This window comes from Actinomadura sp. DC4, assembly GCF_030406325.1.
GTDB lineage: Bacteria > Actinomycetota > Actinomycetes > Streptosporangiales > Streptosporangiaceae > Actinoallomurus.
In genome coordinates this window covers 58765-81401 of record NZ_JAUEQY010000019.1, presented here as the reverse complement: position 1 = coordinate 81401, position 22637 = coordinate 58765, and the positions used below count along the sequence as shown (strand labels likewise).

The 22637-nt window shown below is 71.7% G+C and carries 21 protein-coding genes; 11 read left to right on the top strand and 10 right to left on the bottom strand.

Going from position 1 to position 22637, the window contains the following annotated elements:
• Positions 1-88: 88 nt before the first annotated feature.
• From QWU11_RS28510 to QWU11_RS28495, 4 genes are all read left to right on the top strand, one after another.
• Positions 89-1660, top strand: coding sequence for an alpha/beta hydrolase (locus QWU11_RS28510; protein WP_290117527.1), 1572 nt, complete (start codon positions 89-91; stop codon positions 1658-1660).
• A gap of 249 nt (positions 1661-1909) precedes the next feature.
• Positions 1910-3484, top strand: a complete 1575-nt coding sequence (locus QWU11_RS28505) for an alpha/beta hydrolase (protein WP_290117526.1) — start codon at positions 1910-1912, stop codon at positions 3482-3484.
• Between the two features lie 227 nt (positions 3485-3711).
• Entirely contained in the window at positions 3712-4563 is an 852-nt protein-coding gene (locus tag QWU11_RS28500) for a GNAT family N-acetyltransferase (RefSeq protein ID WP_290117525.1), read from the top strand.
• Between the two features lie 92 nt (positions 4564-4655).
• On the top strand, positions 4656-5411 hold the full coding sequence (locus QWU11_RS28495; RefSeq protein WP_290117524.1) for a metalloregulator ArsR/SmtB family transcription factor: 756 nt from the start codon (positions 4656-4658) through the stop codon (positions 5409-5411).
• Here the strand turns inward: QWU11_RS28495 and QWU11_RS28490 are convergent.
• Entirely contained in the window at positions 5404-7779 is a 2376-nt protein-coding gene (locus QWU11_RS28490) for a pyruvate dehydrogenase (RefSeq protein WP_290117523.1), read from the bottom strand. The two genes, QWU11_RS28495 and QWU11_RS28490, sit on opposite strands and share 8 nt — an antisense overlap.
• Before the next feature lie 308 nt (positions 7780-8087).
• Here QWU11_RS28490 and QWU11_RS28485 point away from each other — a divergent pair, with 308 nt between their 5' ends.
• Positions 8088-8918 (top strand): HipA family kinase, encoded by an 831-nt coding sequence (locus QWU11_RS28485; RefSeq protein ID WP_290117522.1) that lies wholly within the window; start codon positions 8088-8090, stop codon positions 8916-8918.
• Positions 8915-9289, top strand: coding sequence for a DUF3037 domain-containing protein (locus tag QWU11_RS28480; protein WP_290117521.1), 375 nt, complete (start codon positions 8915-8917; stop codon positions 9287-9289). The genes QWU11_RS28485 and QWU11_RS28480 overlap by 4 nt, the downstream gene beginning before the upstream one ends.
• Positions 9290-9292: 3 nt before the next feature.
• Here QWU11_RS28480 and QWU11_RS28475 read toward each other — a convergent pair whose 3' ends face one another.
• The 3 genes from QWU11_RS28475 to QWU11_RS28465 are packed head-to-tail and all read right to left on the bottom strand — an operon-like array spanning position 9293 to position 11009.
• Complete coding sequence (locus QWU11_RS28475; protein WP_290117520.1) at positions 9293-10075, bottom strand: enoyl-CoA hydratase/isomerase family protein; 783 nt, start codon at positions 10073-10075, stop codon at positions 9293-9295.
• 44 nt (positions 10076-10119) lie between these two features.
• Positions 10120-10389: a hypothetical protein gene (locus QWU11_RS28470; protein WP_290117519.1), complete on the bottom strand. Its 270-nt coding sequence runs from the start codon at positions 10387-10389 to the stop codon at positions 10120-10122.
• Entirely contained in the window at positions 10386-11009 is a 624-nt protein-coding gene (locus QWU11_RS28465) for a pentapeptide repeat-containing protein (protein WP_290117518.1), read from the bottom strand. The genes QWU11_RS28470 and QWU11_RS28465 overlap by 4 nt, the downstream gene beginning before the upstream one ends.
• Before the next feature lie 156 nt (positions 11010-11165).
• Here QWU11_RS28465 and QWU11_RS28460 point away from each other — a divergent pair, with 156 nt between their 5' ends.
• Entirely contained in the window at positions 11166-11777 is a 612-nt protein-coding gene (locus tag QWU11_RS28460; RefSeq protein WP_290117517.1) for a hypothetical protein, read from the top strand.
• A 6-nt stretch (positions 11778-11783) separates the two neighbouring features.
• Here QWU11_RS28460 and QWU11_RS28455 read toward each other — a convergent pair whose 3' ends face one another.
• Both QWU11_RS28455 and QWU11_RS28450 read right to left on the bottom strand, forming a co-directional pair.
• Positions 11784-12623, bottom strand: coding sequence for a YceI family protein (locus tag QWU11_RS28455; RefSeq protein ID WP_290117516.1), 840 nt, complete (start codon positions 12621-12623; stop codon positions 11784-11786).
• A gap of 1 nt (position 12624) precedes the next feature.
• Positions 12625-15015, bottom strand: coding sequence for an MFS transporter (locus tag QWU11_RS28450; protein WP_290117515.1), 2391 nt, complete (start codon positions 15013-15015; stop codon positions 12625-12627).
• A 360-nt stretch (positions 15016-15375) separates the two neighbouring features.
• On the opposite strand from QWU11_RS28450, the gene QWU11_RS28445 reads away from it, so the two are divergent.
• Positions 15376-16974, top strand: coding sequence for an esterase-like activity of phytase family protein (locus tag QWU11_RS28445; protein WP_290117514.1), 1599 nt, complete (start codon positions 15376-15378; stop codon positions 16972-16974).
• Positions 16975-17034: 60 nt separating this feature from the next.
• Positions 17035-17820, top strand: a complete 786-nt coding sequence (locus QWU11_RS28440) for a phosphotransferase (protein WP_290117513.1) — start codon at positions 17035-17037, stop codon at positions 17818-17820.
• Between the two features lie 161 nt (positions 17821-17981).
• On the opposite strand, the gene QWU11_RS28435 is transcribed toward QWU11_RS28440, so the two are convergent.
• A complete protein-coding gene (locus QWU11_RS28435; RefSeq protein ID WP_290117512.1) occupies positions 17982-18632 on the bottom strand; it encodes an enoyl-CoA hydratase/isomerase family protein in 651 nt (216 codons plus the stop codon).
• Positions 18633-18784: 152 nt separating this feature from the next.
• Between QWU11_RS28435 and QWU11_RS28430 the strand changes: the two genes are divergently transcribed.
• The gene (locus tag QWU11_RS28430; protein ID WP_290117511.1) at positions 18785-19000 is read left to right on the top strand and encodes a DUF397 domain-containing protein; all 216 of its coding nucleotides are present in this window, start codon (positions 18785-18787) and stop codon (positions 18998-19000) included.
• A 57-nt stretch (positions 19001-19057) separates the two neighbouring features.
• Here the strand turns inward: QWU11_RS28430 and QWU11_RS28425 are convergent, their stop codons facing one another.
• A complete protein-coding gene (locus QWU11_RS28425; RefSeq protein ID WP_290117510.1) occupies positions 19058-20482 on the bottom strand; it encodes a GAF domain-containing protein in 1425 nt (474 codons plus the stop codon).
• Between the two features lie 304 nt (positions 20483-20786).
• Between QWU11_RS28425 and QWU11_RS28420 the strand changes: the two genes are divergently transcribed.
• Positions 20787-20945 carry a hypothetical protein gene (locus QWU11_RS28420; RefSeq protein ID WP_290117509.1) on the top strand — a complete coding sequence of 53 codons (159 nt, stop codon included), beginning with the start codon at positions 20787-20789 and terminating at the stop codon, positions 20943-20945.
• 16 nt (positions 20946-20961) lie between these two features.
• Here QWU11_RS28420 and QWU11_RS28415 read toward each other — a convergent pair whose 3' ends face one another.
• Positions 20962-21495 carry a PadR family transcriptional regulator gene (locus QWU11_RS28415; protein WP_290117508.1) on the bottom strand — a complete coding sequence of 178 codons (534 nt, stop codon included), beginning with the start codon at positions 21493-21495 and terminating at the stop codon, positions 20962-20964.
• 299 nt (positions 21496-21794) lie between these two features.
• The gene (locus QWU11_RS28410) at positions 21795-22559 is read right to left on the bottom strand and encodes a glucose 1-dehydrogenase (RefSeq protein WP_290117507.1); all 765 of its coding nucleotides are present in this window, start codon (positions 22557-22559) and stop codon (positions 21795-21797) included.
• Positions 22560-22637 lie beyond the last annotated feature (78 nt).

Sequence of the window (22637 nt, the reverse complement as noted above, 5' to 3'; positions counted from 1 at the left end):
CACTCCCGGCCGTGCGACATCGTCACGAAAATCATGCGTTACCGCATGAACCGGAGTTCATTGGCGAACTCCGCGCGAAAGGGGTTACGTGAAAAAGCTTGCCATTACGGCGGCCGCCGCAGGCGCCGGCCTGGTCGCGTTGGCACTCGTGCCGACGACCGCCCAGGCACGTCCGGCGCAGCCGGCTCAGCCGTCCGCGAGCCTGAGCTGGTCGGCGTGCACCGACCCGGGTCTGGAGGGCCAGGAGTGCGCGAGCCTCCCGGTCCCGCTGGACCACAGCAGGCCGAACGGCCAGAAGATCACCCTGGCGCTGTCCCGTGTGAAGCACACGGGCACGACGGGCTTCCAGGGCGACCTGCTGGTCAACCCGGGCGGCCCGGGTGGCACCGGCCGTGACTTCGCCTCGCGTGTGGCGAACGGTCTGCCCGCCGGTCTCAAGGCCACCTACGACGTGATCGGGTTCGACCCGCGCGGCGTGGGCGGCAGCAGCCCGTCCCTGACCTGCGACGCGAACTACTTCGCGCCGGTGCGGCCGGACTACGTGCCGGTGAGCAGGTCGCTGGAGAGGACGTGGCTGAAGAAGTCCGCCGCCTACTCCAAGGCGTGCGGGCAGAAGTACGGCTCGCTGCTCCAGCACATGAAGACCACGGACGCCGTCCAGGACATGGACGACATCCGCGTGGCGCTGGGCCAAAAGCAGATCAACTACTACGGCGCCTCGTACGGCACCTACCTGGGCTCGGTGTACGCGACGCTGTACCCCTCCCATGTCCGGCGCATGGTGCTCGACAGCAACGTCAAGCCGAGCGACGTCTGGTACGACGCCAACCTCGAGCAGGACAAGGCGTTCGAGAAGAACATCAACGCGCTGTTCGCGTGGATCGCCAAGTACGACTCGACGTACCACCTGGGCACGACCCAGCAGGCGGTGCGCTCGTACTTCCTGAACCTCCGCGCGCAGCTCGCCAAGACGCCGCTCCAGGGCGTCGTCGGCGGCGATGAGCTCATCGACACCTACCTGGTGGCGGGCTACATCGACCTCGGCGCGTACTGGCCGTACCTGGCGAACGCCCTGTCGAAGTACAAGGCGGGCAACGGCCAGCCGCTCGTGGACGCGTACAACCTGCTCGGCGCCACGCCGGACGACAACGGTTACGCGGTCTACAACGCGGTGCAGTGCAGCGACACCCAGTGGCCCACCAGCTGGAACAAGTGGCGGGCCGACAACTGGAAGCTTTACCTCAAGGGCAACAAGATCGAGACCTGGGGCAACGCATGGTACAACGCGCCGTGCCTGACCTGGCCCGCCAAGGCCGGCAAGCCGGTCGACGTGGGACACGCCAAGGGCATCCCGCCGGTGCTGCTCTTCCAGGCGACCAATGACGCCGCGACGCCGTTCCCCGGTGGCGTGGAGATGAACCAGCGGCTCAAGGGCTCGCGCCTGGTGATCGAGGACGGCGGCCGTACGCACGGCGTCGTCGAGCGGGGCAACGCCTGCATCGACGACAAGTTCGCCGCGTTCCTCACCAACGGCACCCTGCCGGCGAACCAGTCGCACTGCGCGCGACTGCCGGAGCCGGTCCCGCCGTCCGCCGCCGCGTCGGCGACCGCGAAGGCGGCCGCCGCGCAGCAGTTCCCGCAGGCGTTCACGCGCCCGTAGGGGAGTAGTCGGCGAAACGCCCGGCCGGGGTCACCCGGCCGGGCGTTTTCGCATGTCCGGCAGTCCCGGCCGCCTTCGCCGAAACCGCCGTGCGCAGGGTCGTCACGACCGTGGCCAATCACGATCAAGCAACGGTTGATTAGCGCCCTTTCTCAGCAATTGCCCTGAGCGTCACAATTTGCGCATTCCGACCAGCGTGGGTTCATCGCCGAACCGTGCGCGCGAGGGGGTTTCGTGAAGAGACTTGCTGTGATCACGGCAGTCGCGAGTCTGGGGCTCGCGGGCACCGCCGTGGCCGTGTCCGCCCAGGCACAGGAGGCGCCGGCGCCCGCCGCGGTCTCGTGGGCCAAGTGCGCCGGCGACGACCCGTACCTGGCCGACGCCGAGTGCGCCCAGATCCAGGTGCCGCTCGACTACGGCCACCCGAACGGGAAGAAGATCTCGGTCGCGGTGTCGCGGGTCAAGCACACCGACACCAAGCACTACAAGGGCGTGCTGGTCGGCAACCCGGGCGGTCCCGGCGGCAGCGGGCTGTACCTCTCCGGCGGCCTCGCGAGCTGGTTCACCGGCGTCGGCCACCCCGAGATCCCGGCCCAGTACGACATCATCGGCTTCGACCCGCGCGGCGTCGGCGCCAGCGTGCCCGCGCTGACGTGCGACCCGCACTTCTCCGACCCGGTGCGGCCCGACTACGTCCCGCACTCGACGAAGGACGAGACGGTCTGGCGGAAGAAGTCCAAGGCGTACGCGCAGGCCTGCGCGAGCAAGTTCGGCTGGCTGCTGCCGCACCTGCGGACCACCGACGCGGCCCGCGACATCGACGCCATCCGCGGCGCGCTGGGCCAGCGGCAGATCAGCTACTACGGCTTCTCCTACGGCACCTACCTCGGCGCGACGTACGGCACGCTGTTCCCGGCGCGCGTGCGGCACATGGTGCTCGACGGCAACGTCGACGACCGCGGGGTCTGGTACGACGCGCAGCTGGAGCAGGACAAGGCGTTCGAGCGCAACATCAAGTTCTTCTTCGCCTGGATCGCCAAGTACGACTCTCACTTCCACCTCGGCAAGACCGAGGCCGCCGTGGAGAAGGCGTACTACACGATGCGCGCGAAGGCCGGCAAGCAGGCCATCGGCGGCAAGGTCGGCCCGGACGAGCTCGACGACACCTTCCTCAACGCGGGCTACAACACCGGCTGGTACGAGCCGATCGCCGACGTGTTCTCCGCGTACGTGACGCAGGGCGACGCCGCGGCGATCGCCGACTTCTACTCGGACAACATCTTCTCTCCCGACGACAACGGTTTCGCGATGTACAACGCCGTCCAGGCCGCGGACGCCAAGTGGCCGACCTCCTGGAGCAAGTGGCACCGTGACGCCGCCAAGCTCTACAAGCAGGGCTACCGCTTCAACACGTGGGGCAACGTCTGGTTCAACGCCCCGGTGAAGTACTGGCCCTTCCAGGGCGGCCCGAAGCTGAAGATCAACGCCAGGGGCATGACCACGGCGCTGCTCGTCCAGTCCACGCTGGACGCCGCGACGCCGTACCCGGGCGGCGTGGAGATGCACAAGCTGCTGCCGTCCCGGCTCGTCGCCGAGCTCGGTGGCAAGACCCACGCCAACACCCTCAACGGCAACGCGTGCCTCGACGACAAGGTCGCGGCGTACCTGAGCACCGACGCGCTGCCGAAGGACAAGCCGGGCAGCGGCCCGGACGTGACGTGCGCGGCGCTTCCGGACCCGGTCCCGTCGAGCGTCGCCTCGTCGGCCCTGGCCAAGTCCGCGGCGCCGAAGGTGCCCGCCCGTCCGCTCATCGGGCGTCCCTGAGAAACCGTCTTTTCCGCGAGCCCCCGGCCGGATCGGCCGGGGGCTCCCTTATTCGGGTTGTTATCGCCTAGATCGTCTAGGATCTCCGCAGATAGGGCGCTCGTCGGTACCTCGCGAGAGATCTCCGGGCCATCCTGCCGTACCCTTGACAGCGTGAGCGGAGCGGATCTGTCGGCACGGCGGCGGCTCGGCTCGCATGGCTCCGAGCTGGCAGCTGAGGAGATCTCGTGAGCCCGGTACTCCGGACCTCTCCGGTCCGCATACTCGATGACCGTCACCTCGACGACGCGATCGCGATCCTGGACGCCGACCCGGTGTCCAACGTCTTCGTGAGCTCGCGCGTGCACATCGCGGGCCTGGACCCGGGCCGGCTCGGCGCGCAGATGTGGGGCTACCACCGGGACGGGCGGCTCACCTCCCTGTGCTACTCCGGCGCCAACCTCGTACCGGTCGCCGCCGACTCCCAGGCGTCGCGCCACTTCGCCGACAAGGCGCGCTCCCAGGGCCGCCGGTGTTCCTCGATCGTCGGCCCGGTCGCGACCGTGACGCAGCTCTGGAACTCCCTGCGGCCGTACTGGGGGCCGCCGCGCGCCGTACGCGCCTCCCAGCCGGTCATGTCGACCACGTCACCACCTCCGGTCGTCCCGGACACCGCCGTGCGCCGGGTGACGATGAAGGACTTCGACACGCTTTATCCGGCCTGCGTGGCGATGTTCACCGAGGAGGTCGGGATCTCGCCGCAGACCGGCGACGGGGGAGTGCTCTACCGCGCCCGCGTGGCCGAGCTGATCCGTTCCGGCCGCGCGTTCGCCCGCATCGAGGGCGGCAAGGTCGTCTTCAAGGCCGAGATCGGCGCCGTGACCCCGTACGCCTGCCAGGTGCAGGGCGTCTGGGTCAACCCCGAGCTCCGCGGCCGGCGCTACGCGATCCACGGCATGGCGGCGGTCGTGGACGAGGCGCTGCGCTCGATCGCCCCGGCGGTCTCGCTGTACGTCAACGACTTCAACGCCCCGGCCCGCGCGACGTACCACCGCGTCGGCCTGCAGGACGTCAACACCTTCATGAGCGTGATGTTCTAGCCCCGTCACCGGCGGCGCCCACTCATCTCACGGCCGGCCGTACGGTCGTCGGCTCTGTACATGTGACCATTTGGTCACCTATTCTCGCGGTCATGGACGACGATCTCGTCTTCAAGGCCCTCGCCGATCCCACGCGCAGGCTTCTGCTGGACCGGCTCTTCGAGCGTGACGGCCGTACGCTCACCGAGCTGGAGTCCCGGCTGGACATGACCCGGTTCGGCGTCATGAAGCACCTGCGGATCCTGGAGGAGGCGGGGCTCGTCGTCTCACGTAAGGCCGGGCGCAACCGGTTGCACTTCCTCAACCCCGTGCCGGTACGGCGGATCCACGACCGCTGGATCGGCAAGTACACCGAGCGGCAGGCCGCCGCGCTCAGCGAGCTCAAGACTCAGCTGGAGGAGAACGTGACCACCACCACCGAAACGACGCAGGTCTACCAGGTGTTCATCAAGGCGAGCCCGGAGCGGATCTGGGAGGCCATCACCACGCCGGAGTTCACCGCCAAGTTCTTCCACGGCGCCCGGATCTCGATGGAGGACGGCCGCTACCGCGCCCACGGCCCGAATGGCGAGGTGTGGGGCGATGACGAGGTACTGGAGTGGGACCCGCCGCGCCGCCTCGTGCACGGCTGGCGCTCGATGTACGACGAGGAGCTCGCCAAGGAGGAGACCAGCCGGGTCACCTGGGAGATCGAGCCACGGGAGGACGGCACCTGCCTGCTGACCGTGGTCCACGACCGCCTGGAGGGCGCCCCCAAGACCGCGGCGAGCGTCTCCGGTCCCGGCTGGATGACCGTCCTCAGTGGCCTGAAGACCCTGCTCGAGACCGGAGAGCCGCTGTTCAGGTGAGCGACAGCGCGGCCAGCGCGGCGTTGACGATCGAGCCGGGCAGCAGGTCGTGCAGCTCGTACAGCTCCGGGATCGAGCCGGACTGGCCGAACTCGTCCACGCCGAGCGGTACGGCCGGCACGCCGAGCGCCGAGCCGAGCCAGGCCATCGCGTGCGAGGCGGCGTCGTGCACGGTCACGACCGGCGCCCGGCCGGGGAACGCCGCGCGCAGCGCGCCCGCCTGCGAGGGCGTCGTCGCGGTCCGTACGCCCTGCCGGAGCGTGCGCCGCCAGGCGGAGTACAGCCGGTCCGGGGAGGTCACGTCGACGACGTTGGCCGCGATGCCCTCCTCTTCCAGCTCGTGGGCCGCGGCGAGCGTCTCCGGCAGCACCGCGCCCGTACCGGCGAGGTACACCGGCGGGCCGTCGACCTCCGACTCGCGCAGGAGGTAGGCGCCGGCGAGGACCTGGCGCCGCAGGACCGCGTCGCCCATCCGGGCCCGTGCCTCCTCGAACGGCGCCTGGTCCACCGGCCGGGTGGTCAGGCGGAAGTAGTACGCGCCGTTCTCGGCCGGCACCGCGGTCGGGGTCTCGCCCGGCCCGGTCGCGATCCGGCCGAGGGCGTCGCAGAGGAGCCAGTCCAGCGCGGTCGCGTACGCGGGCTCGATGTAGGTGACGTTCGGCAGTTCGAGCCCGATCGAGGCGGTGACGCTCGACTGGTGCGCGCCGCCCTCGGGGGCCAGCGTGACGCCCGACGGCGTGCCCGCGACGACGAAGCGCGACCCGGAGTAGACGCCGTAGATGAAGGCGTCCAGGCCACGGCACACGAACGGGTCATAGACCGTGCCGACCGGCAGGAGCGGGCGGCCGTGCAGCTCGCCGGACAGGCCGAGCTGGCCCAGCAGCAGGAACAGGTTCATCTCCGAGATGCCCAGCTCGATGTGCTGGCCCTTGGGGCCCTCGGTCCACTTCAGCAGCGGGTCGGCGCTCCACGCCCGCTGCTCGGCGGGGGAGAACACCCCCATGCGGTTGATGAAACCGGCGAGGTTCGTCGAGGTGGCGACGTCGGGCGCGGTCGTGACGAGGTACGGCGCGAGCCGTTCGTCCCGCGACAGCTCAACGAGGATCTTGCCGAAGGAGTCCTGCGTGGAGACCGGCCGCGAGGTCCGTACGCCGGTGGCGGTGGGGACCGTGACGTCGAGGGAGGGGGCCGCGGGCGGCCGGCGCAGCGCCTCGCGCCGCCGGTTGCACAGGATGCCGGCCGGGGTGGCCGGGTCGAAGCGGTCCCAGTCGCCGGTCAGGCCCATCGACTCGCGGAGCGCGGCGATCTGCTCGGCGGTGAGCAGCGCCGAGTGGTTGCGCGGGTTGCCGGCGATCGGCAGCCCGTACCCCTTGACCGTGTAGGCGAAGACCACGCTCGGCCGGTCGGTGACGGCGTCGCACTGCGCGTACGCCTCCAGCATCGCCACCAAGTCATGCCCGCCGAGGTCCTTGACCAGCACGGACAGCTCGTCGTCGGGCAGACCGGCCACGGCGTCGCCGACCTCGGCGGGCGCGCCGTCCAGGAACATCTCCCGCAGCTTCGGGCCGGTCAGCCCGAACAGCGCCTGGTACTGCTCATTGGACATCAGGTCGATCCAGCCGCGTACGGCCGCGGGCGCCTCGCGCAGCCGCCGGCCGTACTTGACCTCGACGACGTGCCAGCCGGCCGCCTCGAACTGGCCGCGCCACTGCGCGATCCGTACGCCCGGCACCACCCGGTCCAGCGACTGGCGGTTGAAGTCGACGAGCCACATCACGTTGCCGAGGCCCTGCGTCGCGGGGTCGGCGATCGCCTCCCAGACGTTGCCCTCGTCGAGTTCGGCGTCGCCGAGCAGCGCGACGAAGCGCGGCTGCCGGCGCGAGGGCTCCTCGCCCGGCCGGCGCTCGGGCGCGCCCCAGTGCGCGTCCACGTAGCGCCGTACCGCGGCGGCGAACAGCGGCGCCGCCGCGCCGAGGCCGACCGAACCGGTGGAGAAGTCGACGTCGTCGGGGTCCTTGGTACGGCTCGGGTAGGACTGGAGGCCGCCGCGGGCGCGCAGCGTGGTCAGGTACGAGCGGTCGAGGTCGCCCAGGAGGTACTTGATGGCGTGGAAGACGGGCGAGGCGTGCGGTTTCACGCTGACCCGGTCTTCGGCCCGCAGGTACGCGAACCACAGCGCGGTCATGGCCGTCACCAGCGAGGCGCTGGAGGCCTGGTGGCCGCCGACCTTGACGCCGTCGCCGGTCTCGCGGTCCCGGTTGGCGGCGTCGACGATGCGCACCGCGAGCCACAGCACCCGTCGCTGGACCTCGTCCAGGACGTCCAGATCCACACCGGCGACGTCGTTGTCGTGCATCTCGACGGTCATTGATGCTCCTTCGGCGGAACGGCCTTCTGTGCCCGTTATGCGGTCTATCGTCCGACAAAAGAGTAAAGGACGGCGGTATCCGCCCTGCTCCTGGCTCTCCCGCCGGCCCGGCGTCACCTTGGTATGTCGCCGCCGGCCGGGTTACGGACACCCGCGTGTGACAAATGCATCACACCGGTCCGCGACGGTGCGCTTACCATTCACACGCCCCGGGCGGGCGGTTCCGGGGCCTGTCCGCCTGGGCCGTGGCTTTCGGGGGCGGCATGCGCGTGCGCATCGCTCGCATGCCGCCACACCCCCGATAACGTATGCGCGTGCTCCCCAACGTCACAGCCACCCGATACGTGACGCCGCTGCGCGAAGGCGGGTCGCTGCCCGCGATCGTCGAGGCCGACGACCTCGGCACGTACGTCGTGAAGTTCCACGGCGCCGGGCAGGGGCGCAAGGCGCTGGTCGCCGAGGTCATCGCCGGCGAGCTGGCCCGCCGGCTCGGCCTGCGGATGCCCGACATCGTCACGGTCGACCTCGACCCGGTGATCGGCCGGCACGAGCCCGACCCCGACGTCCAGGACCTGCTCAAGGCGAGCTCGGGCCGCAACCTCGGCATCGACTACCTGCCGGGCTCACTCGGCTTCGACCCGCTGGCGTGGACGCCGGACCCCTCGTTCGCGGCGGAGGTCCTGTGGTTCGACGCCCTCATCGGCAACGTCGACCGGAGCTGGCGCAACCCCAACCTCCTCATCTGGCACCGCGACGTGTGGCTGATCGACCACGGCGCGAGCCTCTACTTCCACCACGCGTGGGCGAGCGCCGCCAAACTCCTCGCCAAGCCCTACGAGGCGGGCGACCACGTCCTGGCGACGTTCGTCGACGACGCGGCGCTCGCGGCGGCCGGCCGGCGGCTGAGGCCGCTGGTCACCGACGACCTGCTGCGGGAGATCGTGGACCTGGTGCCCGCAGGGTGGCTGGAGGACGAGCCCGGCTTCGCGTCCGCGGCGGACGTCGCCGACGCGTACGTGGCCCAGCTGCACGCCCGCGCCGCCGCGCCGGAGGCCTGGTTGCCCGAGGTCGGCCCGGTACGCCCGGCCCGGCCGCCCGCCCCGCGCGGCGCCGGACGACCGGGCTGGCTGCGCCGATGAACGTCTTCGAGTACGCCGCGCTGCGCGTGGTGCCCCGGGTCGAACGCGGCGAGTTCATGAACGTCGGTGTGATCCTCTACTGCCAGGCGCGCGACTTCCTGGACTGCGGTGTCCACCTCGACGCCGCGCGGCTCCGGGCGCTGAACCCGGCGCTGGACCTGGACGGGGTACGGGCGACCCTGACCGCGATGGAGTGCACGTGCGCGGGCACCCCGCACGCGGGCCAGGCTGCGGACGAGCCGCTCGGCAGCCGGTTCCGGTGGCTGACCGCCCCGAGGAGCACGGTCGTCCAGACCGGCCCGGTCCACGCGGGGCTGACCGCCAACCCGGCCGCGGAGCTGGGACGTCTCCTGGACGAACTCGTCCGCTGACGCTCAGCCTTGGGCGGGGTCGTCGTCGGTGCGGGTGGGGTCGCGGGTGAGGAAGGTCATGATGCCGCGCTGGAAGTCGTCGTAGGCCACCGGTGGCCCCGCGGCCTGGGCCTTGGCGGCGGCGCGGGCCGGGGCGAGGGCGACGTCGACGGCGTGCTTGGCGGCGCGGATGGCCGAGCCCGGATGGCGGGCGACCGTCAGGACCAGCCGGCGGGTGGTCGCGGCCAGTTGCTCGGCGGGTACGCTCCGCGTCGCCAGGCCCAGGCGTACCGCCTCCTCGGCCGAGACCAGGCGGCCGGTGTACAGCAGCTCCCGCGCGACCCCCGGCCCGGCCAGCACGCTCAGCCGCGCCGCGAACGGCGGGCTCACGAGGATGCCCAGCCGGGCGATCGGCATCCCGATGCGCGCCGTCTCGGCGAGGACCCGCAGGTCGCAGGCGAGGGCGAGCTGGCAGCCCGCGCCCGCCGCCACGCCCTCGACCTCCGCGATCACCGGGACCGGCAGGTCCTCGATCGCGGTGAAGGCCGCCTCCATCGCGGCGAAACTGTCCGCGACGTCCGTACGGTCGGCCTGGACCCACTCGCGCATGTCCGAGCCGGAGCTGAACGTGCCGCCCTGGCCGCGTACGACCACGGCGCGCAGCTGGTCGTCGGCGGCCAGGTGCCGGAACGTCTGCTCCAGCTCGCGCCAGTCCTCGCTCGACAGCGCGTTTCCGCGCCGTCCGTCACCGACCGAGACGTCGGCCACGCCGAGGTCGCGATAGAGCAGCCCGACCTTGTTCGCCACACCCCGATCGTATGGTCTCAGCCTCCCGGAAACCCGGTCGACGATCAGCCGCAGGGCCGGATGACGCGGGGCGGTGAAACCGGCGGCGTGCTGGAGGCCCGGCCGTGTTCGCCGGCGTTCAGGTTGATCGTCCACGCCTCGGTCTCGGCGAGGCGAGCAGCGCCTCCAGGCACGCGCGCGCGTGCCCGCGGCCCCACCGCGAGCCGCGCCCGGTCGCCGTCGCCGGAGTCCTTGCCCATGTCCTGCAGCATCACGGCCCGCATGCGCGCGAGGGCCGCCGAGTCGCCGGGGCCCGCCCGGCGGACGGCGCTCACGCGCTCAGCTCCGGCCGGACCTCCAGGCCGAGGGCGGTGGCGATCAGCATGGCCTGGCCCGGGTCGATCACGGCGCCCTTCAGCTCGGCGGTGAGCGGGTCGAGCGCCGACAGGTCGCTGCCGCGCAGGTCGCAGCCGGTCAGGTCGGCGCGCTGGAGCGACGCCCCGGACAGGTCGACGCGGTGCAGCGTCGCGCCGCCGAACCGCGCCCCGGTCAGGTCGGCCTCGCGCATGCGCACGCCGGTGAGGACCGAGCCGCCGAGGTCGGCGCGGGGCATCGTGGCGAAGGACCAGTCGCCGCCGGAGACCTTGAGGAGCCCGTAGGTGCACGAGTCGAAGGCGCTGCCGACGAGCTTGCACCCGGTGAAGGTGGCGTCGAAGAACGAGCACCGCGTGAACGTGCAGTTGGTGAACGCCGAGTTGGTGTGCTCGGAGGCGTTGAATCGTACGCCGCGGAACGCGCAGCCGGAGAAGAACGCCCCCCGGCTCACGGTCTCGGTCAGGTCCACGTCGACGAACTCGACCCGCTCATGGCGTTCGTCGGTGAGGTCGCGCCCGTCCCAGTCCTCCGCGCGCACGGTCGTCTCGGTCGAAGGCGCGCCGCGCGCGCGGTCAGCCATGGCGAGGTCCGATATTCACGCCGCTCAGAATAGAGGCGGCCGCCGACACTCTAAGATGGCGGCCATGAGGGCATCGCGGACGCCGGGGGGTGACCGCATCCGGGCACAGCCATCCGGGAACCTCGGTCGGCCCGCAGCCGTCCTACGATTGTGATCATGTCGGGGCCGTACACCTGGTCGACTCTTCCCGAGGGCGACGGCGTCGAGTTGCGGGACACGGCCTCAGGACGCATGACCGTACTCCGGAGGCCGCCCTCCGAGCTGCTGGCGATGGAGGACGTCGTCCGCATCGAGGCGCTCGCGTTCCGGGAGACCGACCAGCCGCAGGCCGAGCTGTTCGGCGCGATGGACACCGACCCGCTGCGCGTGCTCACCGGGATGAACTGGCTGATCGCACTCTGGGCGGTGCTGTGGGACCTGCGCACGGGCTCGTCGGCCGACGAGCTGGTCCGCTCGCTCGACTACAACGGCCCCTGGCGCACGGGCGCGATCCCCGAGCGCGAGCAGGTGTGGCGCACGATGAGCCAGCGTGTGCGCTCCGGGGTGCTGGCCGCGCTGACCGGCAACCCCGAGGCCCATCGGGTGTACGAGTCCGAGGTGCGCCGCCTCGCGCCGGACGTCTTCCTGCACGTCACGCTGACCATCATGGACACCCTGATCCGTGACCTGAACGGCCAGGGGCTCCACCTGGACGGCGTGGCCGCCGGCCTGGCCGAGCGCACCCGGTCCGTCCAGGACGGCGGGCCGTCGTTCTCACCGCCGCGCTGAGACCCCTCACCCCGAGGGCAGCCGCTCTCCGCGTACGGCCTGGATGTCGAGGGTGACGCGGAGCGTGGTCCCGATGGCGCCGATGCCGGCCGACAGGATCTGGTTGTAGACCATCGCGAAGTCCTCGCGCCGCAGCTCGGTGGTCGCGCGGAACGCGGCACGGAAGCCGCCCCACGGGTCCGGGCCGACGCCGAGGTAGGACAGGTCCAGCTCGACCGCGCGCCGGACGTCCTTGAGCGCGAGGTCGCCGTGGACCGTCCAGCGGTCGCCGCTCGCCGGGACCACCCGCCGGCCGACGTAGGCGATCAGCGGAAAGCGCTCGACGTCGAGGAAGTCGGCGCCGCGCAGGTGCTCGTCGCGCAGGGAGTTGGCCGTGTCGATCGTGGCGGCCTTGATCTCGGCGGTCACCCGCGATCGCTCGACCGGCTCGGCGACGTCGATGCGCCCGCCGAACTCCCCGAACCGCCCGTGCACGCTGGAAAGCCCGAGGTGCCGGACCGTGACCATGATGCTCGAGTGCGCCGGGTCGATGGTCCACGGCCCCGGAAGGGGCAGGTCGGCGCCGGTCCGGCGGGCCAGCGTGACGGTGCCGAGCTCGGCGGCGCCGGCCGGTCCGACCCTGGCGGTCGAGGCCGCCGGGGCGTACCCGATGGCCGAGACGATCGCGGTGTAGCGCCCGGCCGGCAGCGGCCCGGTGCGGACGACGCCCTCGGAGTCGGCCTGGGCGCGGGAGACCTGCTGGCCGGTCATGTCCGCGACCGTGACGACCGCGTGGGGCACGGCCCAGCCGTCCTTGGTACGAATCCGGGCGCGCAGGCCGCGGTCGTCCCTTGCCACGTGCGTCACGTCAGTTCTCCTCGGGATGGCTGAGGGTGAGGCCGAACGACTCGGCGCCGGCGTCGTCGACGGTCAGGGCGGCGGCGACGGGCGGATAGCCGCTGGCGATCACGGTGTACGGGCCGGGGTCGAGGTCCTCGAAGGAGTACGCCCCGTCGGGGCCGGTGGTGGCGGTGGCCACGACGTTTCCGGCGGCGTCCACGAGCGTGACCCGGGCGTCGGCGAGCAGCAGGTCGTCGGTCCCGGCGCGTACGGTGCCGTGCAGGCGCGCGCCGGCCGGCAGCTCCACCTCACACCGCGTCGTGCCCTGGCCCGCGACGTCGACCGGCACCACGCCCGGCCGGTGGCCGCCCGCGCTCACCGCCACGACGAACGTCCCGGAGACCAGGTCGTCGAAGGAGAACTCCCCGCCCGGCCCGGTCGCGGCCGAGGCGACCACCTCGCCGTCGGCGTCGGTCACCACCACCATCGCGCCGCTCACATGGCCGCCGGTCGTGGCACTGCGCACCACCCCGGCCAGACCGGCGGTGCCCGACAGCGCCACGTCGTAGCCGAGCGGGCGGTCGCCGACCACGACCGTCGCGGCCTGCGGCCGGTGTCCGTCGGCGGCCGTGATCAGCATGTACGAGCCCGCCACCGGCGCGGTCAGCGCGTACGACCCGTCGGCCCGCGTGACGGCCCGGTCGACCTGGCGCCCGCCCAGGTCGATCAGGGTGAGCGCCGCGCCGGAGACCGGCACGCCCTCACTGCCGCGCACGCGCCCGCGCACCCGGGTGCCGGCGTCGCCGAACCCCCCGGCACCCGCCACCGACGCGTACGCCGGCTCGGCCGGGCCGAACGTGGTGCCGTCGTCGGGCCGGTCGGCGTGCGCGCCCACGGAGGCGAACTCGCGTACCTCCGGGGCCTCGGCCGCGACGGGCGTCTCGATGCCGGGCTCGGCGAGGACCCGCGCGGCCCGGCGCTCGCCCCTGCTGTTGATGAGCACGGCGACGGCGAGCGCGGCCAGGCCGATGACGCCCATCGCCCACCAGAACGCGACGACGAAGCCGTGCACGAGGCCCGCCGCCGTGAGCGACGGCGACGGCGGCCCCTGTGCGTGGGCCGCGAGATAGGAGGTGGTCGCGGTCGCGCCGATGGTGTTGAGCAGCGCCGTGCCGAGCGAGCCGCCGATCTGCTGGGAGGTGTTGACCATGGCCGCGGCGACCCCGGCGTCGCGTGGGTCGACGCCCGCCGTGGCGAGGTTCATCGCGGGCATGAGCGCCGTGCCCAGCCCGAGGCCCAGCAGGATCTGCGCGGGCAGCACGAGCCCGGCGTACGAGCTGTCGGGCTGCAGCCGGGTGAGCAGCGCGATGCCGCCGGCGCCGACGAGCAGCCCTGGCACCATGAGCAGGCGCGCGGGCACGTGGTTCATCAGCCGGGCCGAGATCTGCGTCGAGCCGGTAATCATGCCCGCGGTCAGCGGCAGGAACGCCAGCCCGGTCTCGACGGGGGAGTAGCGCTTGACCGTCTGCAGGTAGTACGTCATGAACAGGAAGAGCCCGAACATGCCGATCACCGACAGGCCCACCGAGAGGTACGCGCCGCCGCGGTTGCGGTCGAGGATCACCCGCAGCGGCAGCAGCGGCGTACGGGCCAGGCTCTCCACGACGACGAACGTCACCAGCAGCACGCATGCCGCCACGAGCAGCGCGATCACGCCGCGTTCGCGCCAGCCCTCGGACTCGGCGCGGGTGAAGCCGTAGACCAGCGCGATCAGGCCCGCGGTGACCAGGGCGACGCCGGGCAGGTCGAGGCGGCTGCGGGAGCGCGTGGTGACCGGGTCGTGGACGAACACCAGCCCGCCGGCCAGCCCGATCGCCGCGATCGGCACGTTGACGTAGAGCGCCCAGCGCCAGTTGAGGTATTCGGTGAGCAGGCCGCCGACGATCAGGCCGATGGCCGCGCCGCCGCCCGCGATGGCGCCGTAGACGCCGAACGCCTTGGCGCGCTCCTTCGAGGCGGTGAACGTCACCGCGAGCAGGGACAGCGCGGCCGGGGCGAGCAGCGCGCCGAACGCGCCCTGCAGCGCACGCGCGGCGAGCAGCATGCCCTCGTTCGCGGCGGCGCCGCCGAGGGACGAGGCCCCTGCGAAGCCGACCAGGCCGATGAGGAAGGCCCGTTTCCGGCCGATGAGGTCGCCGACCCGGCCGCCGAACAGCAGCAGGCCGCCGAACGCGAGCGTGTAGGCGGTGATCATCCACTGGCGGTTCGCGTCGGAGATGCGCAGCGCCTTCTGCGCGGAGGGCAGGGCGATGTTCACGACGGTCGCGTCGAGCACGACCATCAGCTGGGCCAGGGCGATGAAGACCAGGGCGATCCAGCGGCGGGGGACGACAGCGGGGCCGGAGACCGGTGCGGTCATCGACATGAGGAGATGTCTCCAAGGTTGGGGAATCAGTGCCTGGGCGATCGGTGTGTCGGGCAGGACTGCCGTCGATCGGAGATCGGGGGGCCGGGCGGCGCATGCGCCATGGACTGCGCCACCCCCTGTTCGCCCCGGAAGACTCTCACATTATGTGCTTGTTCAGTTACTGAGGGTACATCAAGCGCTTGGCGGGATAAAGACCGAAGACAGCGCAAAAGACCCCGCCGCTGACCAGGGCTTACACCGTCAAGCGTCGTAAGTCATTCACCTCGGCCACAGCCGGTGGCCCGCGTCCGGCCATCCCCGTTGATCAGACTGCTCGGTCGGCACGTCGTGCGACGGGCCGGGGAGGATCGGATGAATCGCCTGCACACCACCGCCACCGCGGCTCTCGCCCTGGCCGTTCTCGGCATCGGGGCCGCCGGGGCCGCCGGAGCCACGCCCGCGCACGACCTCAGCGCCCGCGACGACGCCTACCGGGCACGGGCCGGCCACGTCCTCACGGGCGCCGGGCTGTTCCGCAACGACCGCGGTGACCGGATCACCCTGACCACCCACACTTCTCCGGCGCACGGCTCGCTGAGCCTGAACCCCGACGGCTCGTTCCGCTACACGCCCGCCGCCGGCTTCACCGGCACCGACCGCTTCACCTACACGGTCACCGACGCGGTCGCGCGCTACCGCACGCAGCTCCCGCCGCTGGCGACGATCGGCGGAGTGGCGATCACCGGCGGAGCGTACGGCTCGTCGCTGGCCCCGGTGCCCGGCGCGCGCGAAGAGTTCTACGGCCTGACCGACCGCGGCCCGAACGTCGACGGCCCGGATGGGGAGAAGGTGCTCCCGCTGCCCGGTTTCGACCCGGCGATCGGGCGGTTCCGGCTCACCGGCGGCAAGGCGGTGCTGGAGAAGAGGATCCCGCTGCGCGAGGCCGACGGCACCCCGTACACCGGCCGGGTGAACCCGCAGGCCACGACGGGTGAGAAGCTCGTCGACCTCAACGGCGTGACCCTCGCGCCGAACGCCTCCGGCTATGACTCCGAGGGCCTGGTCGCGATGCCCGACGGAGGGTTCTGGGTCTCCGATGAGTACGGCCCGTTCATCACCCACTTCGACCGGAACGGCCGGGCGACGCAGCGGCTGTCGCCGTTCGACGGGACGCTGCCGCGCGAGCTCGCCAAGCGCGTGCCGAACAAGGGCATGGAGGGCCTCACCGTCACCCCCGACGGCCGGACCCTGGTCGGGATCATGCAGTCGGCGCTCCAGCAGCCCGACGTCACGGCCAAGCCGGCGAACATCACCACGCTGCGCATCGTGACGTACGACCTGCGCACGCGGGCGACGCATGAGTACATCTACCTCCTGGACGACCCCAAGGACAACGGCGGCGCGGTCAGCGAGATCACCGCGCTGAGCGGCACGACCTTCCTCGTCGACGAGCGGGACGGCGGCTTCGAGCCGGACGCGTACAAGAAGCTGTTCAAGGTCGACCTGGCCGGCGCGACCGACGTCGGCCCGCGCGCCTCGGTGCCCGGCGCCGTCTACGACGGGGCCAGGGGCGGCCTGCTCCTGGGCGGCGCGACGATCGACGCCCTCGTCGGCAAGGACGACACCGCGGCGTCCCTGTCCGCCCTGACCGCGGCGGGCATCACCCCGGTGCGCAAGAGCCTCGACGTCGACCTCGGCGCGCTGGTCACCGGGCTGGACCCGAGCGGCGGCTTCTTCGGCCACGACAAGGTCGAGGGGGTCGCGACCACCGACGGCGGGCGCACGCTCGTGATCAGCAACGACAACGACTTCGGGGTCGACGGCGTCACCAATGCCACGCCTCCGTTCCAACTGCACGCCAAGACGCTGCCGGACGGCACGCAGGACGACGGCGAGTACCTCCTGGTCGACACCACGAAGCTGCCCGCCGTGACCCGTACGGCCACAGTGACGATCAGGGTCGGCCGGTAGCATCGGCGCCGGTCCGGCCCGCGACGGAGGCCGGACCGGCGGCGACGCGGGGAGCGCGCGGTGAGCACGCATGCGGTGGAGGTCGGCGCGGGTGTGGTGGTCAAGCGGTTCCGGGCGTGGGACCAGGGGCAGCACCGGCGTGAGTGGCGGGCGCTGACGCTGCTGGCGGAGTACGCCCCGGACCTGGCCCCGCGGCCGGTACGGGCCGATCTCGAGGCCGACCCGCCCTCGGTGACGATGTCGCGGCTGGGCGGGGTGCCGCTCACCGCGCCGGTCACGCCCGAGCGGCTGGCGCGGCTGGCCGAGGCGCTGGAGACCGCGCAGCGGGCCCTTCCGGCGCACGTCCTCGCCGAGCTGCCGTTCCGGCTGCTGCATCCGCGCGAAGCCCTGCGCAGCCTCCGTCGCTGGTGCGTGCGGCGCCCGCCCGAACCGAACGCCGGCCCGCTCGTGACCCGGGCGTTCGGGGCCGCCTCGGCCTGGGTCGCGCGGCCGCGGCTGGATGAGGTCTTCGACGCCGAGCTCACGCCCGTGTTCGGGCTCGGCGACGGGAACCTCGCCAACTACCTGTGGGACGGCTCCCGGGTGCGGATCGTCGACTTCGAGTACTCCGGGCGCGGCGACCGCGCGTACGAGCTCGCCGAGGCGGTCGAGCACGTGAGCGGGCACGGCGTGCTGGACGGGGCGGCGCTGCTGGGCCACTTCGAGCTGACCGCCGCCGAGACCGTACGGCTGAGGGAGTGCCGGCGGCTGCTCGCGCTGTTCTGGTTCCTGTCCCTGACGGCGGAGGACCCGGCGGGCGCCCTCACACAGCGGGCCGAGCGGCTGCTCGCCCTGCTGGAGACGTGACAGGGCCGGTCCCGCTGCCACTCGGGACCGGCCCTCGCCGTCTCGGTCCGGACGCGCAGGAACCTACGAGACGGTACGTACGACCAGCGAGACGCGATGGCTGCCGCAGGAACGCTGGCCCACATTCTCTACTATATCTACCGGAATTAGATTGTAAAGACTTAGGCGAGCGCGGCCAGTGCCGGCTCGTACATCTGCGTGCGGATCTTGGCGATCGTGCCGCCGTCCTTGGCCGCCAGGGGAGCGGCGAGCGCGACCGCGGCGGAGACGACCTCGGCCTCGGGCGCCGTACGGTCGACGATGCCGGCGCTCAGGGCCTCCCCGCCGCCGTACCGGCGGCCGGTGATCATCGCCTCATGCGCCGTCGCCTTCGGCAGTCTCGCCTGGATCAGTGCGCTCATGCCGGGGGAGAAGGGCAGGCCCAGGTCGACTTCGGGCAGGCAGAAGTACCCGCGGTCGGCGCGCATCACGCGGAGGTCGTGGGCGAGGGTCAGCATGCCGCCGGCCGCGAACGCGTGGCCGTTGACCGCCGCGACCGTCGGCATCGGCAGGGTCAGCAGGCGGGCGAACAGCGCGTGCACCCGGGCGACGTAGGGGCCCCACTGGTCGGCGTTGCGGCCGAGCCAGTCCAGGTCGAGGCCGTTGGAGTAGAACTTGCCCGTACCGGTCGTCACCAGTGCCTTCGGCGCCGGTTCGTCCGCCAGCGAGTCGAGCGCCTTCTCGAGCTCCTCCAGAAGATCCGGGCTGAAACGGTTCTCCCCGTCGTCGAACCGCAGGACGTGGACGTCGCCCTCGCGCCGTAGATCGATCATGCTGTTCCTCCCGCACCGGTTACTGGTGAGTAACTGTAGAGGATGGCCGACCCTGTCGTTTCTGCCCGCGACGGGAGTGCAGGGGCCTATAGCCTTGACCCGGGCGGCCTTGGGAGGGCCGTCCGTCTTCCCCTGACTAGAAGAGGCCCCGCATGAGCGAGGAAACCGGGTCCGTCGAGATCCTGTTCGTCGACGGCAAGGACGTGCCGATCAAGCACAAGCACGCCGACCGCATGGTCGTGATGCGCGATTCGAGTAAGCCCGACGGCGACGCGCTCTACTACACCCCCAACGAGTGGGAGGCCTTCATCCTCGGGGTCAAGGACGGCGAGTTCGACGACATGGTCGAAGAGCCCCGCAAGCCCTAAGGGCCTGCGAAGTCCCGCTGTCCGGCTGCGCGACGGACGGGGACCTCGAGACAGGCCCTAACCATCGCCCATCGCGCGGTGCTCGCGTAGCTGGGCCGCAACGCGGCGCGGGTCGCCCGGAGGCAGCGTCGCCGTCAGCCGGCCGAGGATCTCCAGGTCGTCGCCGGTCTGCGCGTAGGCCCACAGGTCATCGACGTCGCCGTGGTGCAGGAGCTGCCGCCGCAGCGTCGTGTCCAGGTCGGTCCGCTCACCGCGGATGGCCGCCGACTCCGACCGCGGCAGCAGCGGACCCCGATAGAGGCGTACGGCGCCGGCGACGTCTCCCGCGCCGAGCAGGCGGCGTACGGCCAGGAAGTCGGCGTCCACGTCGCAGTCGAGGCGGTAGGGCTTGCCGCGCACGACGTCGCCGAGCTGGGTCCGCAGCCGGTGGATCTCGGAGCGTACGGTGACCGGGTTGCCCTCGTCGCCGTAGAGGTGGAACGAGGACTGCTCGCAGGTCAGCCCGCGCGGATGCAGGGCCAGCAGCGCGAGCAGCTCCGCGCGGCGCAGCGACAGCGATATCCGCCGCCGGTCCAGGAACGCGCACGGCTGCTCGTCGCCGAGGAACCTCAGCAGCAGTGAGCGCCGGTCCTCCTCCACGGTGCGCAGCACGAACGCCTGGCCGAGGACCTCGGCGACGGCGGCGCGGCCGTCGGGCAGCGACAGCCGGTGCCCCGCCTCCGGCACCGCGACGCGGGAGCCGCACCAGCCGTCCGGGTCGGCCGCGAGGACGCGCCCGGTGGCCGTCACCAGCACGCGCGCGTCGCCGTGCAGGTGGCGGAGGTAGCGGTCGCGCAGGCGCGCGTCGCGGAGGTTCATCTCCAGCGTCAGCTGCGCCTCGGTGAGCCGGGCCGCGGCCTGGACGAGCGCGATGACGGCCGGGTGCATGGTGCCCTGTGTGCCGCTGATGTCGACGCAGCCGATCACCTGCCCCGTGTCGGGATCGGTGATCGGGGCGGCAACGCACGACCAGGGACGCAGGGCGTTCACGAGGTGCTCGGTCGACTCGATGTAGACCGGGCCGCCGACGCTGAGCGCGGTGCCGATGCCGTTGGTGCCGATCGAGTCCTCGGTCCAGCGGAAGCCCTCGACGAGCCCGATGTCCTCGGCCCGCCGGCGCACGGCGCGCGGGCCCTCGCTCCACAGCACGTGCCCCTCGGCGTCGGTGACCGCCATGAGGTGGCAGGAGACGTCGGCCATGCCGCGGAGCGTCTCGCGCAGCATGGGCAGATGGCGGTTGAGCGGATGGCTCTGCCGGACGCCGGCGACCGTGTCGGCGTCGAACACCAGCGGCGCCGACCGTAAGTCCGGATCGACGCCCGCCGCAAGCGAACGGCGCCACGAGTCGGCCACCAGGAGGCGGGTGCCGGCGTCGGGAGAGGGGCGATCACGGTCCGCGATCGGTTCGCGTTCGTGGCTGGTCCGCATCAGGAGCGTCTCCATGGGGGTCTGGATGCTAAGAGCATCCGTGCCCGGGGGCTCCGTTGCAACCCGATACGTAAAACCATCACCTGGTATTTGTCACGTACTGCTATCGAGCGAGTGCAACGTGTTTGCAACCCGCCATCGCCTAGTGTGCGTGTCGCGGCACGGCGGGTGACGACTTTGACGCCCGGACGCAGCCGCTCGATGGCGGTCCGCCCGGAGCCGTTTGAGGGGACGGATCCGGCGCGCCGCGCCGGCGCCCGCCGCCGGGAGTCTCAGGGAGAGGGGCTCCCGGCGGCGGGTCGCGGCAGGGGGGAGACCTGTGCTGTGCCTGACCTGCAACCGTGTACGCCCGGCGCGCAGCGTCGCGGAGTACACCGTGCTCCGCGCCCAACTGATCACGATGTACGGCCTGTGCGCCTGCGCGCAGCCGGCGACCTGGCTGCCCGAAACCCTCGTCACCGGCGAAGCAGGAGGTTAGGGCCTGTCTCGAACTCTCAGGCCTCCGGCAGTTCGGTGAGGAGGTCGGTCCAGAAGCCCTCGACCGTGCGCTCGTAGCGGATGCCGAGCTCGATGGACTTGAGCTGCCAGCGGTCGATCGAGCCGGCCAGCAGCGCGTGGGTGCGCTCGTAGTGGTCGGCCCGCTCCTGGTGGGAGCGGCGCTGGTCGATCGCGATGTTGCGGACGTCGCACGGCTGGGCCCATTTGGCGAAGAAGAGTTTGAGCAGGCCGGGGTCGCGCACGTCCGTACGGGCCGGCGTGGGCTCGGCGAGCCAGCCGGCCAGCTCCGCGCGGCCCGCGTCGGTGATGGTGAACGTCCGCCTGCGCCGGCCGCCGGGCTCGGCGCTCGTCTCCACTAACCCGGCGTCGGCCAGGCGCATCGGCTCGTCGTAGAGCTGGGAGTGCGCGAACTCCCAGAAGTTGCCGATGCTCACGGCGACCCTCTGCTTGAGCTGGTAACTCGTCGCGGGACCATCGGCAAGCAGCCCGAGCACGAGGTATGACGTCGCCGTCATCCGATGATCGGCCACGGGTCTCCTCTCCGTCGAGGCCCATCTTGCTCCATGGCAAGGACATTAGGTATCGGCCCATAGTCGTATACGACGGTAGATTCCGATGTTAAGCTTCCCGCGCCTACGCGCTCCGGCCGCGGCGATGTGCGGCCCGCCGGCGGCGACGGAGCGAGGTGGGCGGGCGTTTCCAGGGGCGGTGCCGTCTGCGGTAATGGGAGGCGAACGGTCACCGGGGGAGCCTGGACCATATTGGAGGGAGGCGTCACCGGGGCCCGGCCATAGGGGCGGTCGGGTCCCGGGCGGCGCCTCTCAAACTTTCAGTAGCCGGCGCCGGTGAGCATCCCGCCGTCGACCAGGAACTCGCTTCCCGTGCAGTAGCCCGCCTCGTCCGAGGCGAGGAACACCACGAGCCCGGGTACCTCTTCGGCCTCGCCCATGCGGCCGAGCGGCAGCGCCCGTAGAAACGCGTCCGCGCTCTCCGCCTTGGCCGAGACAAGCGCCGCGTCCTCGGTGACCATCGGGGTGAGGATCGCACCGGGATGGATCGAGTTGACGCGGATGCCGTACTCGCCGAGCTCGCGCGCCGCGACCTTCGTCAGCCCCCGTACGCCGAACTTGCTGGAGCTGTAGGCCGACAGCCCGGTGGCGCCGACGAAGCCCTCGGTGGAGGAGACGTTCACGATGGAGCCGCCGCCGGCCGCCTTCATCGGCTCGATGACCGACTTCACGCCGAGCCACTGCCCCACGAGGTTGACCTCGATGATCGAGGTGAAGTCCTCGACGGACATGTCCTCGATCCGCCGGTACCTGAGGATCCCGGCGTTGTTGACCAGCACGCCGAGCCCGCCGAAGACGGTCAGCGCGGTGTCCACCGCGACCTTCCAGTCGTCCGGGCGGGTGACGTCCATGCGGACGAACCGGACCGCGCCGCCGAGCTCGGCGGCGACCTGGGCGCCCTCCTCCTCCAGCACGTCGCCGATGACGACTCTGGCGCCCTCGCCGACGAAGCGCCGTACGTGCGCGGCGCCCATGCCGCGGGCGCCGCCGGTGATCAGCGCCACTTTCCCATCCAGCCTGCCCATGGCACCTCGCCTCCGGTGTGCGTCCGGACCTGGCCGCGGGCGGGGACACGGATCCCCTCGGCCACGGGACGCCAGACA

Bases quoted from the DNA above. Each gene is read 5' to 3' on its own strand.
- QWU11_RS28495 (WP_290117524.1), top strand. From the start codon at position 4,656: ATGGACGACGATCTCGTCTTCAAGGCCCTCGCCGATCCCACGCGCAGG.
- QWU11_RS28490 (WP_290117523.1), bottom strand. From the start codon at position 7,779: ATGACCGTCGAGATGCACGACAACGACGTCGCCGGTGTGGATCTGGAC.
- QWU11_RS28485 (WP_290117522.1), top strand. From the start codon at position 8,088: ATGCGCGTGCTCCCCAACGTCACAGCCACCCGATACGTGACGCCGCTG.
- QWU11_RS28480 (WP_290117521.1), top strand. From the start codon at position 8,915: ATGAACGTCTTCGAGTACGCCGCGCTGCGCGTGGTGCCCCGGGTCGAA.
- QWU11_RS28465 (WP_290117518.1), bottom strand. From the start codon at position 11,009: ATGGCTGACCGCGCGCGCGGCGCGCCTTCGACCGAGACGACCGTGCGC.
- QWU11_RS28460 (WP_290117517.1), top strand. From the start codon at position 11,166: ATGTCGGGGCCGTACACCTGGTCGACTCTTCCCGAGGGCGACGGCGTC.
- QWU11_RS28450 (WP_290117515.1), bottom strand. From the start codon at position 15,015: ATGACCGCACCGGTCTCCGGCCCCGCTGTCGTCCCCCGCCGCTGGATC.
- QWU11_RS28445 (WP_290117514.1), top strand. From the start codon at position 15,376: ATGAATCGCCTGCACACCACCGCCACCGCGGCTCTCGCCCTGGCCGTT.
- QWU11_RS28435 (WP_290117512.1), bottom strand. From the start codon at position 18,632: ATGATCGATCTACGGCGCGAGGGCGACGTCCACGTCCTGCGGTTCGAC.
- QWU11_RS28430 (WP_290117511.1), top strand. From the start codon at position 18,785: ATGAGCGAGGAAACCGGGTCCGTCGAGATCCTGTTCGTCGACGGCAAG.
- QWU11_RS28425 (WP_290117510.1), bottom strand. From the start codon at position 20,482: ATGGAGACGCTCCTGATGCGGACCAGCCACGAACGCGAACCGATCGCG.
- QWU11_RS28410 (WP_290117507.1), bottom strand. From the start codon at position 22,559: ATGGGCAGGCTGGATGGGAAAGTGGCGCTGATCACCGGCGGCGCCCGC.